Genomic DNA, 15,446 nt, shown 5'->3' with positions numbered 1-15,446 from the left:
GGCACCGACACCGACAGCCGCACCGACAGCGGCACCGGCACCGGCACCGGCCAGACCCCCACCTTCGACCCCAACGGCACCATCCTCATCACCGGCGGCACCGGCACCCTCGGCTCCCTCCTCGCCCGCCACCTCGTCACCCACCACAACGCCCGCCACCTCCACCTCACCAGCCGCCGCGGACCCAACACCCCAGGCGCCACCCAACTCAAACAAGAACTCACCAAACACGGCGCCCACATCACCATCACCGCCACCGACACCACCAACCCCCACACCCTCAAAACCCTCCTCACCACCCTCCACCACAACCCCCACCCCCTCACCACCATCATCCACACCGCCGGCACCCTCAACGACGCCCTCCTCCACCACCAAACACCCCAACACCTCACCCACACCCTCACCCCCAAAGCCAACACCGCCTACCACCTCCACCACCTCACCAACCAACTCAACATCCCCCTCACCCACTTCATCCTCTACTCCTCCGCCGCCGGCCAAATCGGCAACACCGGCCAAGCCAACTACGCCGCCGCCAACACCTTCCTCGACGCCCTCGCCACCCACCGCCACACCCACAACCAACCCGCCACCAGCATCGCCTGGGGCCTCTGGAACACCACCAGCCAAATGACCCAACACATGGACGAGGACGACATCGGCCGGCTCGGGCGGAGCGGCATGGTGCCCATGTCGGAGGAAGAGGGGCTCGCCCTGTTCGACCAGGCGCTGGCCGGCGGTGCTCAGACCCCGCCCGTGCTGGTGGCGCTCCGTACGGACCCGGCGGGGCTGCGCGCCCAGGCGCAGGCAGGAGTGCTCGCACCGATGCTGCGGGGGCTCGTCCGCACGACGGCGCGGCGCGACGAGTCCGCTGCCACGACGTCGGGGTCGTTCACCGAGCGGCTTGTGGGCCGCTCCGAGGACGAGCAGCGCGCACTCGTCATGGAGCTCGTGCGCAACACGGTGGCAGCCGTCCTCGGACACGAGTCGCCCGACAGTCTCGACAACGATCAGTCATTCAAGGACCTGGGCTTCGATTCGCTCACGGGAGTCGAACTGCGCAACCGGCTCAACGCGGCCACCGGGCTACGGCTGCCCGCGACGCTGGTCTTCGATCACCCGTCGCCGACGGAACTGGCCGACCACCTGCTGGCCCGCGTCTCGTCGCAGCTGGTCGACGCGCGTTCTGCGTCGCTCATGGTGGAGTTCGACCGTCTGGAGGCCGTGTTGGCCACCGCAGCGACCGCAACCACCGCAGCCACCGCGGCCGACGGCGACGGGGGAGAGGAGCCGGGCGAGCGTTCCGCTATCGCCGCACGGCTGCGCCGACTGCTCGCCGCATGGGAAGAGGTCGGCTCCGACGACGCCGCTGACGCGGACACCGGTGATGCGGACGCCTTGGACCGCATCGAGGCGGCCTCGACCTCCGAGATCTTCGACTTCATCGACAAGGAACTGGGCCGGAACGTCCACTGACCCCGCGGTGCTCGAACGCGGCGAGCGACTTGAACGGAGAGATGAGAACGTGCCCACGAACGAAGAGAAGCTCACCGACTACCTCAAGTGGGTGACCGCCGACCTGCACAAGACCCGCAAACGGCTGGCGGAGGTCGAGGCCGCCGCGACCGAGCCGATCGCGATCGTCGGTATGAGCTGCCGCTACCCCGGCGGTGTCCGTACGCCCGACGATCTGTGGTCCCTGGTCCGCTCCGGTGCGGACGGCATCGGGGACTTCCCTGTCGACCGCGGCTGGGACCTCGACCGCCTGTACGACGCGGACCCCGACCGCAGCGGCACGTTCTACGCCCGGCACGGAGGCTTCCTGCACGACGCCCACCATTTCGACGCCCCGTTCTTCGGCATCAGCCCGCGTGAGGCGACCGCCATGGACCCGCAGCACCGGCTGCTGCTGGAGGCGTCGTGGGAGGCGCTGGAGGATGCCGGGATCGACCCGACGGCCCTGCGGGGCAGTGACACGGGTGTCTTCGCCGGGATCATGTACAGCGACTACGGCGCCCGCCTGCACACGGTGCCGCCGGAGTACGAGCCGTTCCTCGGCAACGGCAGTGCGGCCAGCATCGCTTCCGGCCGGGTGTCGTACGTCCTGGGCCTGCGGGGCCCCGCCCTGTCGGTCGACACCGCGTGTTCATCCTCGCTCGTCGCCCTCCATCTCGCGGTGCGGGCGTTGCGCGCAGGCGAGTGCGGGCTCGCGCTCGCGGGCGGTTCCACGGTGCTGTCCACGCCGGGCCTGTTCATCGAGTTCAGCCGGCAGCGCGGGCTGGCCGCGGACGGCCGCTGCAAGTCGTTCGCCGCGGACGCGGACGGTACGGGGTTCGGCGAGGGCGTCGGCGTGCTGCTGCTGGAGCGGCTGTCCGACGCGCGGCGCAACGGGCACGAGGTGCTGGCGGTGGTGCGGGGCTCGGCCGTCAACCAGGACGGCGCGAGCAACGGTCTGACCGCACCCAACGGTCCCTCGCAGGAGCGGGTGATCGTGCAGGCGCTGGACGACGCCGGTCTGACGAGCGCGGACGTGGACGCCGTTGAGGCGCACGGCACCGGCACCACGCTCGGCGACCCGATCGAGGCGCAGGCGCTGCTTGCGACGTACGGGCAGGGCCGGGATGTCCGGCACCCGCTCTGGCTCGGCTCGGTGAAGTCGAACATCGGGCACACCCAGGCCGCCGCCGGTGTCGCCGGGGTCATCAAGATGGTCCAGGCCATGCGACACGGCGTACTGCCGCGCACCCTGCACGTCGACGAACCCACCCCGCAGGTCGACTGGGAGACCGGACAGGTGCGGCTGCTGACCGAGGCGCGGCCGTGGCCGGAGCACGACCGTCCCCGGCGGTGTGCCGTCTCCTCCTTCGGCATCAGCGGCACCAACGCCCACGTCGTCCTCGAACAGGCCCAGCACACCGAGCACACCGGGGAACCCGCCGCGGACGACTCGGCCGATACGGACCGGGCCGCGTCCGTGCCCGCCCTGCCGTGGGTGCTGTCCGCACGTGACGCCACCGCTCTGCGGGCCCAGGCGCGGCGTCTGCACGACCATCTGCGGAGTCTGGCCGACGACGACCCGACGCCCCGGCCCGCGGAGGTGGCCCGGTCCCTCGCCCAGCGGACCGTCTTCGACCATCGCGCGGTCGCCGTCGGCGGTGACCAGGAGGGGCTGCTGCGTGCCGTCGCGGCCGTGGCCCGAGGCGAGAGCGGACCCACGACGGCGACGGGCAGCAGCGACAAGGACGCGCGCCTCGGCTTCCTCTTCACCGGGCAGGGCAGCCAACGACTGGGTATGGGGCGGGAGTTGAGCGAGTCCTTCCCGGGCTTCGGCGAGCTGTTCGCGGAGCTGTGCGCACACTTCGACCGGCACCTGGAACATCCCCTGCGTGATGTCGTGCTCGCCGCGCCCCGCTCGCCCGAGGCGAAGCTGCTCGACCAGACGCTCTACACCCAGTGCGCCCTGTTCGCCATCGAGGTCGCCCTTTACCGGCTGCTGGAACGTACCGGACTGCGGCCCGACTTCGTCATGGGCCACTCCATCGGTGAGCTGGCCGCCGCCCATGTCGCCGGTGTCTTCGGCCTGGACGACGCCTGTGAACTGGTCGCCGCGCGAGGGAGGGCGATGCAGGCGGCACGCGCGGACGGCGCGATGGCCGCCATCGAGGCACCGGAGAGCGAGGTGCGCGAGGCGCTTGCCCCTTACGACGGCAAGGTGGCCGTGGCCGCGGTCAACGGCCCGTCCGCCACCGTGATCTCGGGCGACGCCGACGCCGTGGCCGAACTGGCCAAGGCATGGCGGGGTCGGGGCCGGCGCACCAAGCGGCTTCGGGTCAGCCACGCCTTCCACTCCCCGCACATGGACTCCGCCGCAGCCGAACTCCGCACCGTGACAGCTCGGTTGACGTTCCGGGAACCGGATATCGACGTCGTTTCCAACGTCACCGGCCGGGTGGCGATCGCCGATGAGCTGATGAGCCCCGACTACTGGGCCCGGCACATCCGGCAGGGCGTGCGCTTCTACGACGGGGTGCGCACCCTGGAGGAGAACGGCGTGCGCCTCTTCGTCGAGATCGGCCCGGACGCCGTCCTGAGCGCGATGGCCCGCGACTGCCTGGGCTCCGAGCCGCTTGTGCTCGCCCCCACGCTCCGCCGGGATCGCGCCGAGCCCGGCACTCTGCTCCTCGCACTGGCCGAGACGTGGACGCACGGCAGGGCTGTGGACTGGCGGGTACTGCTGCCCGAGGCAACCGCTCCGACCGCTCCGACCGCTCCGACCGCGACGGCGGGACGTCTCAGGCTTCCGCCGTACGCCTTCCAGCACCGCCCGTACTGGCTGGAGGCCACGTCGGAGCGGGCGCCGAGGGCGGGCGCCGGTACGGCTGACGGGTGGACGTCGGTGGACGACCAGGAGTTCTGGTCGGCCGTGGAGCACAGCGATCCCGCGCTCCTGGCCCGTACGTTCGGCGCCGGTCACGAGGAACGGCGGCTGCTGGCGGAGTTGCAGTCCACGCTCGCCGGATGGCGTCGCCAGCGTGGCTGGACGTACGAGTGGCAGTGGCGGCGGCTGCCGGAGACCAGCACCGGCCTGCACGCGGTTGCCCCGGCCGTCGACGCCGGCTGGCTCCTGGTGGAGCCGCGGCAGGAGGACGAGGAACAGCGGTCGGACCTCCATCAGGCGTTGTCGGCCGCCGGAGTGAGGGTGTCGCGATTCGCCGTGAACCCCGACGACGAGAACGCATCGGTCGCCGAGCGCCTCGGCGAGGCGCTGGACCGCCTCCGGCAGGACGGCGGCGCAGCCGGTGTTCTGTCCGCGCTGGCCGCCGCGAAGGGTCCGCATCCGGAGCACCCCGCCATCCCCGTGGGGGTCGCCCTGACCACCCGGGTCGTGGAGGCGCTGGCGGTGCTCGGGGAGGACCTTCCGCTGTGGTCCCTGACGCGCGGAGCTGTCTCCACCGGACCTGGCGACCCGTCACCCGACCCCGCGCAGGGGCATCTGTGGGGGCTGAGCCGCATTCCCGGGCTCCGCCCGTCCGACGGCGCGGGCGGCACGATCGACCTCCCGGCCGTCCTGGACTCCGTCACCGTCGCCCAGCTGACGCGTGTTCTCGCCTCAGCCGAGGGCGAGGACGAGTTCGCCGTACGGCCCTCGGGCCGCCATGTCCGTCGTCTGCTGCGTGCGCCCTGGCCGGTGCCGGAGCCGGACGCGGCTCCCGCCGACGGCACCGTCCTGGTCACGGGGGCGGGCGCCACCGCGGGCCGGGCGGCTGCGCTCGCACTCGCCGACGCCGGCCACCGTCACTTCCTGCTCCTCGTCCCCGAGGCCGTCCCCGAGGCCGAGGCCGAGACCGAAACCGTGCCCGAGGCCTTGCCCGCCGCAGCCGCCGCGGCCGACGCCCTGCGCGCCGAACTCGAGGCGCGCGGAGCGATCGTACGGCTGCACGCCGCGGACCCGTCCGACCGCACCGCGCTCGCCGCCGCCCTCGCGGACACCGGCGACGAGACGCCCCTGAGCGTCGTCCTCCACACCGGTGGCGGGGCCGCCCTGCGCCACCTCCACGAGCTCACGCTGGACATGCCGCTGACGGGGTTCGTCGTCTTCGCCGACTTCGTGGCGCTCACCGGCAGCGACCCCGGTTCGTGGCAAGCCGCCGTCGATGCCGCCTACGCCGAGTCCCTGATCCGGCACCGGCACGCACGGCAGCTGCCGGCCACCCTCCTGGCCTGCGGGCCGATGGGTTCCGACGCCGGTGGCGACGCCGAAGCGCGGTTGGGGATACGGCAGTTCGACCCCGGGCGCGCCCTGGCTTGCCTGCCGAACGTGTTCGGCGGCGCGGCCGGCGGGCCCGGACCCGTCGTCGGTGTCGCCGACATCGACTGGGACTCCTATCTCGCGCACGCCACGCGCCTGAGCACTGGCGCCCTCTACCGCGACCTGCCCGAGGCCCGGGGACGCATGGCCGTGGCACGGACAGACGGGCCGAGCAGCAGGGCGAACCAGGCCGAGCTGCGTGCCGAACTCCGCGAGCTGCCGGAGGAGGCGCAGACAGACCGGTTCACCGAGCTGGTCCGCTCGCAGGTGGCGCAGGTGCTGGGCCACGACGACTCCGAGCAGCTGGACGGCGCCCGTTCCTTCCTGGAGATCGGGTTCTCCTCGTTCACCGTGCTGGAGCTGTGCAACGGGCTGCACCGGGTGACCGGTCTGCCGCTGCCGGCCGCGGTGGTCTACGACCACCCCACGCCCGTCGATCTCGTGCGCTTCCTGCGGCAGCAACTGGTGGCCGAAGCCGCCGCGTGAACCACACACGGCCCGGGCCCCGGCGAAGCGCCGGCGCCCGGGCCGTGCGGCAGGCGGGGTCAGGCATGCCGGTCCGCGGGTCAGGCCTGTCGGCCCGCGGCGCTCTGGAGCATGTGCAGCACCGTCTGCACTGCCCAGGTCCGCGTCTCCTCCACGTGTGAGGGAGAGCCGTGCACGTCGTCGTTCTCGTTGAGCGTGACGTCCGCCGCGTACCGGACCAGGCTCTCCACATCGGACCGGGGGATGATCTCGTCCCGGAGGCTGACCGTGTACCCCACCGGGATGTTCAGCGCGGACAGTTCGCCGGGCCGCAGTTCCCAGTCGCTCAGGGCGTCGAACAGCCCGTGCCGGGGCAGACCGGTCAGATGGGCGAGCGTGTCCTTGGTGATGCGCGGCACCGTGGAGTCGTACCAGGCCCGGTCGGTGAAGAAGCCGCTGACCGGCGCACCCGCCGTCACCACACCCCGGATGCGCGGGTCGTGCAGTGCGCCGCGCAACGCCATGTGTCCACTGAAGCTCATGGCCGAAGCGTAGGTGCGGCCGACGTCCGCCCGGTCCGCGAGCGTGTCCAGCAGAGCCGACAGCATGCGCCAACTGTCCTTGCGGTAGACGAGTTCGTTCTCGCCCACGCCGGGCATCTCCGCGGCGACCATGGCGAGACCGAGCTGGTCTGCCAGGAGCAGCGCCGGGGCCCACTGCTCCTTGACGCTGACGATGCCGCCCATCACCACGAGCAGTGGCCGTGGTGTGTCGGCCGACAGCCCGGCGGCCAGACACGCGAACCGCCCTCCGGGCCCGTCAGCGCTGCCGGGGACCGTGACCTCGACGCGTTCGATGAGGCCCTGAGGGCTGCTCCACTGCCGGAAGGTCTCCACGCACGCGCGCTGGGCCTCGGCCCGTTGCGGCTCGTCGACGTAGGGGAACCGTGCGGTGTTCCAGCACTGGCAGGCCTCCAGCAGGCGGTCCTCCACGGCCAGCTTCCGTGCCATGTCCGACCATTCGGCGGTCCAGGAGCCGGCCCCCGTGCCGTCGTGTTCGATGCGTGACAGGACCTCTTCGCACAGCGCCGGCGGCAGGCGCTGGGCGTGGGAGTGCACCACGATGAACTGCTTGAGTTCATCGATGTCGTGTTCAGTCCTGCTGCGATGCGCTTCATGCGCCATTCGTAAGTCTCCTCTCGCCGGGTGCCTCACCCGGCCGCGTCCGTGGGGCGGGTGGGAATGGCCACCGTCCCCAGCGTCCGCGTGGGCCCTTAAGCCTCCCTAGATCCAGACCTGGTCCTGGTCTTGGTCCTGGACCTAGCCCGTCTCCCAGACCGGCTCCGGATGTCCGGGCGGCGCCCGACCCGGGGGAACTGGCCTGTTTAAGCGGCGATTTACCGCCCCGTGCCAGGTTCGGACCGCACGGCGTCGACCGGGACGGGCGTCGACGTCACCCTCTGACCTCAGGAGAGGTACACCTCATGGCAACACGACGGCAGATCCTGCGCGGCGGAGCCGCCGGCCTCGCCCTGGCAGCGGCCGCACCCGTGCTGGGACCGGTCACCTCGGCCGCGGCCGACGCCTCGCCCGCCGACTGGAGCGGTCTGCGCAAGCGACTCGGCGGGGACCTGGTCCTGCCGTCGGACAGCGGTTACGCGCAGGCCAAGCAGGTGTACTTCAGCATGTACGACTCCTCGTCCCCGGCGGCCGTCGCGTACTGCGAGAGCACCGCCGACGTCCGGCTGTGCCTGGCCTTCGTCCAGCATCACGACCTCCCGGCGGTGCCGCGCAGCGGTGGGCACAGCTTCGGCGGCTACTCCACGACCCCGGGTCTGGTGATCGACGTGTCGCGGCTGCGATCCATCACGCCCGGGGACACCACCACGGCGCTCGGTCCGGGCGTGCAGACCGTCGACGCACTTGCCGCGCTCGCCCCGTACGGGCAGGCCCTCGCCAGCGGGCTGCACGGCTCGGTGGCGGCGGGCGGTTTCGTACACGGCGGGGGCATCGGCTGGCAGACTCGCTCCTTCGGCGTGGCCTGCGACGCCCTCGTCTCGGCGGAGGTGGTGCTCGCCGATGGCCGCACGGTGATCTGCTCCGCGGACGAGCACCCCGACCTGTTCTGGGCGCTGCGCGGCGGTGGCGGTGGCAACTTCGGCATCGTCACCCGCTACGAGCGGCGCACCACGACCGCCCGGGACATGGTGAACTTCCGGCTGGCATGGACGTGGAGCGACGTGGACCGGGTCATCTCCGCCTGGCAGGAGTGGATGCCGACCATGCCGTGGGAGCTGAGTTCGCGCTGGATCGTCAGCCAGCTCGACACGGCGCCCGGTGCGGCCGAGCCCGCCGTCTGGGTCGACGGTTCCTTCCTCGGCACCCCCGAGGACCTGGCTCCCCTCCTGGACGGGCTCGCCGCCGGGGTGGGGCGCGCTCCGGACACCCGTACGAGCACGCGGTTCACGTTCCTCGACGGCATGCTGGACTGGTTCGGGTGCTCCGACAAGACGGTGGCCCAGTGCCACACGGTCGGCTACTCGCCCGAGGCGGTGATGCCGCGCGGAAACTTCATCCTGGACCGCAGCAGGCTGTTCGGGACCGGTCTGCCCAAGACCGGGATCAGTGAACTGCTCTCCGCCTTCACGGCCTCCCCGCGCCCCGGCCAGCTGCGGTTCGTCCAGGCCCTCGCTCTGGGTGGCAGGGCCAACACCCTGGACCGGACCGCCACCGCCTATGTCCACCGGGACGCGCAGTTCACGCTGAACTGGACGGTGGGCACAGTGGCGGCGAGTCCGACACCGCAGGAGCAGGAAGCCGTACGGACCTGGATCGACGGCGGCTTCACCGCGGTCGATCCCTACTCCCTGCACGAGACCTACCAGAACTACATCGACCCTGAGCTGCGGGACTGGGAGCGGTCGTACTACGCGGAGAACTACGCGCGACTGGTGTCCGTGAAGCGAGCGTACGACCCCGAGGGCTTCTTCCGCTTCGCCCAGGGGATCGCCTGAACGGTGTACGTTCTCGCCCGAACGGTGTCCGTTCTCGCTTGAACGGTGCCCGTTCCGCCCGGCGGTCAGGCGTGCTGAGGGCCGGTGTCCGCGCCGGTACAGTCGGTGTCCGCGCCGGTACTTCCGGCGCCACCGGGTCCCTCCACGTCCGTGTCGTCCCCGATCAGCACGCGGGTGACGCCTTCGAAGTACGGCAGGACATTCTCCAAGGTGGCCGAGGTCAGCGCGGGTGAGTGAAGAGCCGTGCGCATGATGCCCATGCCCAGCAGACAGGCGACCAGTATCTCCGCGCGCAGCGGTGCGTCCGGGCCCCTGACCTGCTTGATGAGTTCCTCGATATGAGCGGCCTGCGCCTCTCGCTCCAGACGCGTGCGGGCGGGGGCGTGCGAGGGCGAGCGCAACAGCATGACCAGGGGGTGCTCGCCGGCGAACTGCTCCCAGTCCTGGAATACGACGGACTTCAGCATGCCGGCCGGGAGGGCGTTCAGCGGCCCCGACATGATGTCCCCCAGAACCTGGTGATCCACGCACGCCTCCTGGAACAGGGCGCGTTTGGAACCGAAGTAGCGGAATACGAGCGCGGGATCCACGTGTGTGTCCTGGGCTACGTCGCGCACGGTCGTCCCGTCGTACCCGAGCCGGGCGAAGCGTGCCCGTGCCGCGTCGAGCAGGGCGGCACGGGTCGCGGCGCGATCGCGTTTGTGCGGTTGTGGAGTGGCTGGCATATCGGTACTCCTTAAGTCATCAAACGTTGACAGGCTAGCTCATGGCCCCCTACGCTGACGTAGTCATCATCGGATGACTTGTGGCTTGAGTCCGTGGTCTGGAAGGGGAGAGACAAGGCATGCAGACCGTCGTCATTACCGGTGGCACGGATGGCATCGGGCGTGGGATCGCCCTGCACTATTTGAGTGAGGGTGCCAGGGTCGTGGCCATTGGGAGCACCCAGCAGAAAGGGGAGACATTAATCGAGGAGGCCCGTAAGATCTCAGCGGCGGACCGGGCCCATTTCCTCGCGGTCGACCTGACGTCGATGTCCGCCACCAGGCGTCTGGTGGAAGAAATCGAGAACACGTACGCATCCGTGGACAAACTCGTCCTGTGTGCTCAGCGTTACAAACTCTTCGGTAAGCGTTCGGTGACGGCGGAGGGGTTCGAGCACAGCTTCGCCCTTTCCTATCTGAGCCGGTTCGTATTGAGCTACGGCTTGCGGGACGCGCTGGAGTGCACCAAGCGGCCGGTGATCATGAACGTGGGCACTCCTGGTGTGGGTCTCGGCAAGATCCACTGGGATGACCTGCAACTGGAGCGCCGCTACAACGGCAACAAGGCCACGCTGCAGTCCTTCCGGGCCAACGACCTCCTGGGCGTGGGTTTCGCCGAGACCTACGACAAAGGCTCCGTGACATACATCGGATACAACCCGGGCGTGGTCTCCACGGGAATGCCGAATTCGTTGCCGCTCCCCATGAAGGTCATGACCAAGGCCACGTTCGCGGTGGCGGCGACGTCGGTGGACAAGGCAATCAAGCCCATGGTCGAACTGCTCGACAGTCCGCCCGCCGAACCTTTCGCCGCGTACTGGAAGAAGAAGTCGGTGAATACCCGCGGAAAGGCGTTCGATGTGGCGGACGCGCTGCGCCTGAAAGAGATCACGGAGCAGTTGGTGGGTATGTGATGATATCTGCCGTGCCGCCGTTTCCCGACGGTCAGCTCCAGCAGCTCGGATATGTGGTGAGAGACCTCGATGAGGCAATCGAGCAGTTCTCTGCCACCTTCGGTGTTTCGCGATTCTTCGTATGGCGTGACCTGGGTGCTGCGATTACCGAGAAGACATACCGAGGGCGGCCGGGAGAATTTCAGTTCTCCTGTGCGTTTGGTTATTCCGGAGACATTATGGTGGAGCTGATCCAGCATGACTCCGGGGAGAGCATATTCAAGGACTGGCTTGATGAGAGAGGGCCCGGGCTGCACCACGTCTGCTTCCTGATGGGCAGCGTCCAGCAGTTCGAGGCAGCCGTGGCGGGGATGGAGGCGGCGGGCCACCCGATCGCGATGTCGGGCCGCTCCGGGGACGCCCGCTTCACCTACACGGACACGGTCGACCCGTTCGGCGTCTACACCGAATTGGCCTACGGCCCCCCGGAGTTCCTTGCCGCGTTCGACAGGATCAAGGCCGGCGACTTCTGAGCGGCGCCGACGTCGCCGCTGCCGCGCTCTTGGAAACATTTGGAAACACAGGGTCATTTTGGGGTCGATGAGTGCCCGGTGGCGGGGGAGGTGTGACCCGTTATGCTGCTACTGAACCCGTCCCAGGCACTCCATCGTTCTTCCAGCCACTCACCGACACACGACCCCATGAGCGGCCCCGGCCTCGGCCGGGGAGTACGGATAGGAAAGGTACGTGAGTGGCGAGGGCAGGCGGATCGCTGACCTGTAGAGGTCTGCGTGGCCGGGAGGCCGAGCTCGAAGAGCTTCAGGCACTGATCGCCTCGGTGGCCCGCACCGGAAGCGGCGGGTTGGCCCTGATCCAGGGGGAACCGGGCATCGGTAAGAGCACACTGCTCGCCGAGGCCGTCTCCGAGGCCAGGGCGGCGGGATTCTCAGTCGGCGTCGGCAAGGCCGATGAGCTGCATCACATCGTGCCGCTCTCGTCGTTGGCGGCCTGCGTCCTGCATGGCGATCAGCCACTGCTGTCCGGCGATGCCTTTGCCGATCTCGCCCGCAATCATGATCAGCGCATCTGGCTGGTGGAGCGCCTTGCGGAGGCGATCGAAGCCAGAGCAGGCAGCGTGCCGGTGCTGATCGGCCTGGACGACGTGCAGTGGGCCGATCCGCTGAGCCGGTTTGCCCTGAAGCAGCTTCCGGCACGCCTGCGGACCTCGCCGGTGCTGTGGCTGCTGACCGCGCGACGGGAGCCCGCGGGCCCAGCGGAAGAGGTCGTCGCGGCCGCGACCGGCAACCTCCCGACGGTCACCGTGCCCTTGGGGCCACTGTCCGGCGCGGCCATCGATCAACTGGTCGGCGACACACTCGGGGCAGCGGTTGGCGAGCAGGTACGGGACCTGCTCGAGGGAGCCGGCGGTAACCCGTTTCTGGCGGTCGAGATGCTTGCGGGCCTGCGGGCCGCCGAGGCATCGGACGCACTCGTGCCCCCGGGCGAGCTTGTGCCCCCGGGGCTCGTGGTGGGTGTGCGGGGCAGGCTCAGGTCCCTGCAGCCCGGCACGCTGCGCTTCCTCCAGATGGGAGCGGTGCTGGGACGCAGTTTCGGTTTCCACGACGCCGCCGCGCTCTGCGGCCGGCCGGCCGCCACATTGATCGAGGCGCTCGAGGAAGCCGTGCGCGCCGGACTCCTGGACGACGACGGTGATCAGCTGGCCTTCCGGCATGATCTGCTGCGCCAGGCGGTCTACGTCGACATCCCGCCGTCAGCCCGGAAGGCGCTTCACCGAGAGGCTGCCCACCACCTCGTCTCCGCGGGCCACCAGCCGATCGACGCGGTGCCGCACATCCTCAGGGGAGCCCTGCTCGGAGACGAGGAAGCCGTAGCGCTGCTGCAGCGAGCGGCCGACGACGTACTGTCGGTCACGCCGGGCCTCGCGGCCGACCTGATGACACGCGCTCTGGAACTGGTGCCCCCAGCGCTGCCGCTGAGGTTCACCGTGGGTGAGCGGACGATCCTCTCCCTGACACGGGCCGGCCGGAACCGCGAGGCGCTGTCGACAGGCGACCGGCTGCTGGCCGGCCGGCCGCCGCTGGAGGCGTTCAGCCGGCTGCAGGCCGCCCTCGGCGGGGCGCTGTGGAACATGGATCTCGCCGGCGAATTGCGCCGCCGGACCGAAACCGCCCTCGCCATGGGGGGCGCCGCCCCGGAGATCGGGGCGAGGCTGGCCGCCCTGCACGCCCTGGCCTTGTCCCGGGACCACGATCTCGTCGCCGCGCGTGAGGCCGGAGAGACCGCGCTGCGTGCCGCCACCGCGGCCGGTGACCGGGAGGCCCACATCCTGGCCCTGTCCGGGCTCGGCGAGATCGCGCAGAACGCGGGTGAGAACGCGGTCGCGCTGGGGCGCTTTGCCGCGCTGAGCGCCATCGATTCCGCCTTCCTTCCCGAAGAGATCGTCGCGCATCTGCACACGGACGACTTCGAGGCCGGCGAACGGCTGCTCTCGCAAGCGGCGGAGCGCGCCGGGGCGATGCGTCAGGCCATGATGCTGTGGGCACAGGGCCTGCGCGATCTGGGCCTCGGCCGGCTCGACGACGCCGAGGCCGACTTCATGACCATGGAGCGACTGGAAGACGAGGTACAGATACCCGTCCAGCAGGTGAACGGCCGCGTGATCTGCTCCCGGATCGCCCTGCTGCGCGGCGACCGGGAAGCCGCGCGGGAGCACCTGGTCGCAGCGCGGGAAAGACTGGCGGCCAAACCGAACCCGGGCAACACGGCCGCGGTGCGCTTCCTGGAAGCGGTCCATGCCGAGGCCGACGGGGACATCGGGCTTGCCGTCGACAAGATTCGACAAGTGCAGCAGCAAGGTGTCTTCATGCGGTGGCGGCTCTTGCGCGACTGGGTCGATTCCGCGATACGTATGGCCCTGCGCGGGGCCGAGCACGAGCTCGCCGAGGACCTTGCCGCACAGGCCGCGGCCCATGCGAGACGCAACGCCGCCGTGCCGACCGCCACGGGCATCGCGGCGCAGGCCCTCGGGCTCGTGAAGAACGATCTCGCCATGCTCGAACGCTCCGCGGAACTGCTGAAGGCAAGCCCTCGCCCGCTGGTCCGGGCCGCCGCATACGCCGATCTCGGACAGGCACTCCTGGCGGCGGGCCGGAAACGTGAGGCAGTGGCCGCGCTGACGCACGCCCGCGGCACGTTCGCCGAGTCGGGCGCCCACGCCGCGGCGGCATGCGTACAGCACGCTCTGCAGGGGGCAGGTGCAGGCAGCCCCGGGACAGCGGCGAAGCAGCGCCCCGTCCAGGGGTGGGGGGCCCTCACGGCCTCGGAGAAGAAGGTCGCACGCCTTGTCGCCGCGGGTCACACCAACCGGTCGGCCGCCGACCTGCTCGTCGTCTCCCCGCATACGGTCAACACCCATCTGACGTCCGTCTTCCACAAGCTGTCGATCAACTCGCGGGTTCAACTCGCGAACCTGGTCCTGACCTTGCCCGACAGCTGAGCGGACCTGGCTGAGCGGCCCTGTTGGTACGTTCACGCGATGCGCTGCCACACCTGAGCGCGCTTGGCTGGTGTGTCCCTCACACTCAGTCGGAGGTCACCGGCATGCCCAGCTTCCTCCCCGTACCGCCGACCATCGTGCTTGTGCATGGGGCGTTCACCGATGCCTCGTCGTGGGCGGGGGTCATCAGCCGGCTTCACACCGCCGGGCTGACCGTGCGTGCCCCGGCGAACCCGCTGCGTGGTCTGGTGCAGGACGCCGCCTACATCAGGAGCGTGGTGCGGGAGATCGATGTCCCTGTCGTCCTGGTCGGCCACGACTACGGTGGCGCGGTCATCACACACGCCGCCACCGACGCCGACAATGTCGTGGCCTTGTGCTACGTCGCCGCGTTCGGCCTCGACGCGGGCGAGTGTGTCCTGGACATCGTGAACCGCTTCGCCCCCGCGCCAGGGGCCGACGCGACCTTCATCGCCGCCCTCCCCGCCCCGATGTCCGGCGACCCGGACCGCGAGATCTACATCCGTAAGGAACGGTTCCCGCAGGTGTACGCCGCCGACCTGCCGGCCGGCGTCAAGGAGGTGCTGTCCGTCGCGCAGCGCCCGATCGCCTGCGCCGCGCTGACCAGCAGGTCGGGCCCGCCGGCCTGGGCCTCCAAGCCGTCCTGGTACGCCATCGCGACCGCCGACCGGATACTCAACCCCACCGCTCAGCGGTTCATGGCGCAACGCATGGCGGCCACCGAATACGCGCTGGACGGCTCACACGCCGTTGTGCTGTCGCAGCCCGACGCCGTGGTGGCGATGATCCGGGAAGCCGCCGGACAGGGCCATGACCACAGGGCCGAATGATCCATGTCATCGGCCGGTCAGGGCCGCCCTGTAACATGCGTTCGAGCGAAAGATGCCGGTATGGGTCATCTCGGCGGCGCCCTGGAGTCCGTCCACCCTCGCGACACCGGCTTCGGCCACTGACATCACTC

Annotated in this window: 8 protein-coding genes and 1 pseudogene; 7 read left to right on the top strand and 2 right to left on the bottom strand. The window is 70.1% G+C overall.

What is annotated here, in order from left to right:
- On the top strand, window positions 1-1,479 hold a 1,479-nt coding region (locus ACWDSL_RS34860), incomplete at its 5' end, for an SDR family NAD(P)-dependent oxidoreductase (RefSeq protein WP_450491960.1).
- A gap of 91 nt (window positions 1,480-1,570) precedes the next feature.
- Window positions 1,571-6,298 (top strand): annotated as a pseudogene (locus ACWDSL_RS34855) (type I polyketide synthase); the annotation flags it as partial.
- Between the two features lie 80 nt (window positions 6,299-6,378).
- Here the strand turns inward: ACWDSL_RS34855 and ACWDSL_RS34850 are convergent.
- A complete protein-coding gene (locus tag ACWDSL_RS34850; RefSeq protein ID WP_450491959.1) occupies window positions 6,379-7,461 on the bottom strand; it encodes an alpha/beta hydrolase in 1,083 nt (360 codons plus the stop codon).
- 299 nt (window positions 7,462-7,760) lie between these two features.
- On the opposite strand from ACWDSL_RS34850, the gene ACWDSL_RS34845 reads away from it, so the two are divergent.
- Window positions 7,761-9,290 carry an FAD-binding oxidoreductase gene (locus tag ACWDSL_RS34845; RefSeq protein ID WP_450491958.1) on the top strand — a complete coding sequence of 510 codons (1,530 nt, stop codon included), beginning with the start codon at window positions 7,761-7,763 and terminating at the stop codon, window positions 9,288-9,290.
- Between the two features lie 65 nt (window positions 9,291-9,355).
- Here the strand turns inward: ACWDSL_RS34845 and ACWDSL_RS34840 are convergent, their stop codons facing one another.
- Window positions 9,356-10,015 (bottom strand): TetR/AcrR family transcriptional regulator, encoded by a 660-nt coding sequence (locus ACWDSL_RS34840; protein WP_450491957.1) that lies wholly within the window; start codon window positions 10,013-10,015, stop codon window positions 9,356-9,358.
- 119 nt (window positions 10,016-10,134) lie between these two features.
- On the opposite strand from ACWDSL_RS34840, the gene ACWDSL_RS34835 reads away from it, so the two are divergent.
- The 4 genes from ACWDSL_RS34835 (at window position 10,135) to ACWDSL_RS34820 (ending at window position 15,315) form a co-directional block, all read left to right on the top strand.
- Window positions 10,135-10,968: an SDR family NAD(P)-dependent oxidoreductase gene (locus ACWDSL_RS34835; RefSeq protein ID WP_450491956.1), complete on the top strand. Its 834-nt coding sequence runs from the start codon at window positions 10,135-10,137 to the stop codon at window positions 10,966-10,968.
- A gap of 11 nt (window positions 10,969-10,979) precedes the next feature.
- The gene (locus ACWDSL_RS34830) at window positions 10,980-11,480 is read left to right on the top strand and encodes a VOC family protein (RefSeq protein ID WP_450491955.1); all 501 of its coding nucleotides are present in this window, start codon (window positions 10,980-10,982) and stop codon (window positions 11,478-11,480) included.
- Window positions 11,481-11,698: 218 nt separating this feature from the next.
- Complete coding sequence (locus tag ACWDSL_RS34825) at window positions 11,699-14,464, top strand: helix-turn-helix transcriptional regulator (RefSeq protein WP_450491954.1); 2,766 nt, start codon at window positions 11,699-11,701, stop codon at window positions 14,462-14,464.
- 104 nt (window positions 14,465-14,568) lie between these two features.
- The gene (locus ACWDSL_RS34820) at window positions 14,569-15,315 is read left to right on the top strand and encodes an alpha/beta fold hydrolase (RefSeq protein ID WP_450491953.1); all 747 of its coding nucleotides are present in this window, start codon (window positions 14,569-14,571) and stop codon (window positions 15,313-15,315) included.
- Window positions 15,316-15,446 lie beyond the last annotated feature (131 nt).

The sequence above is a fragment of the Streptomyces sp. NPDC000941 genome (assembly GCF_053599555.1).
This window is presented reverse-complemented; position numbering and strand designations above follow the sequence as displayed.

Coding starts and splice junctions, on each gene's coding strand:
- ACWDSL_RS34850 (WP_450491959.1), bottom strand. CDS start 7,461: ATGGCGCATGAAGCGCATCGCAGCAGGACTGAACACGACATCGATGAA.
- ACWDSL_RS34845 (WP_450491958.1), top strand. CDS start 7,761: ATGGCAACACGACGGCAGATCCTGCGCGGCGGAGCCGCCGGCCTCGCC.
- ACWDSL_RS34840 (WP_450491957.1), bottom strand. CDS start 10,015: ATGCCAGCCACTCCACAACCGCACAAACGCGATCGCGCCGCGACCCGT.
- ACWDSL_RS34835 (WP_450491956.1), top strand. CDS start 10,135: ATGCAGACCGTCGTCATTACCGGTGGCACGGATGGCATCGGGCGTGGG.
- ACWDSL_RS34820 (WP_450491953.1), top strand. CDS start 14,569: ATGCCCAGCTTCCTCCCCGTACCGCCGACCATCGTGCTTGTGCATGGG.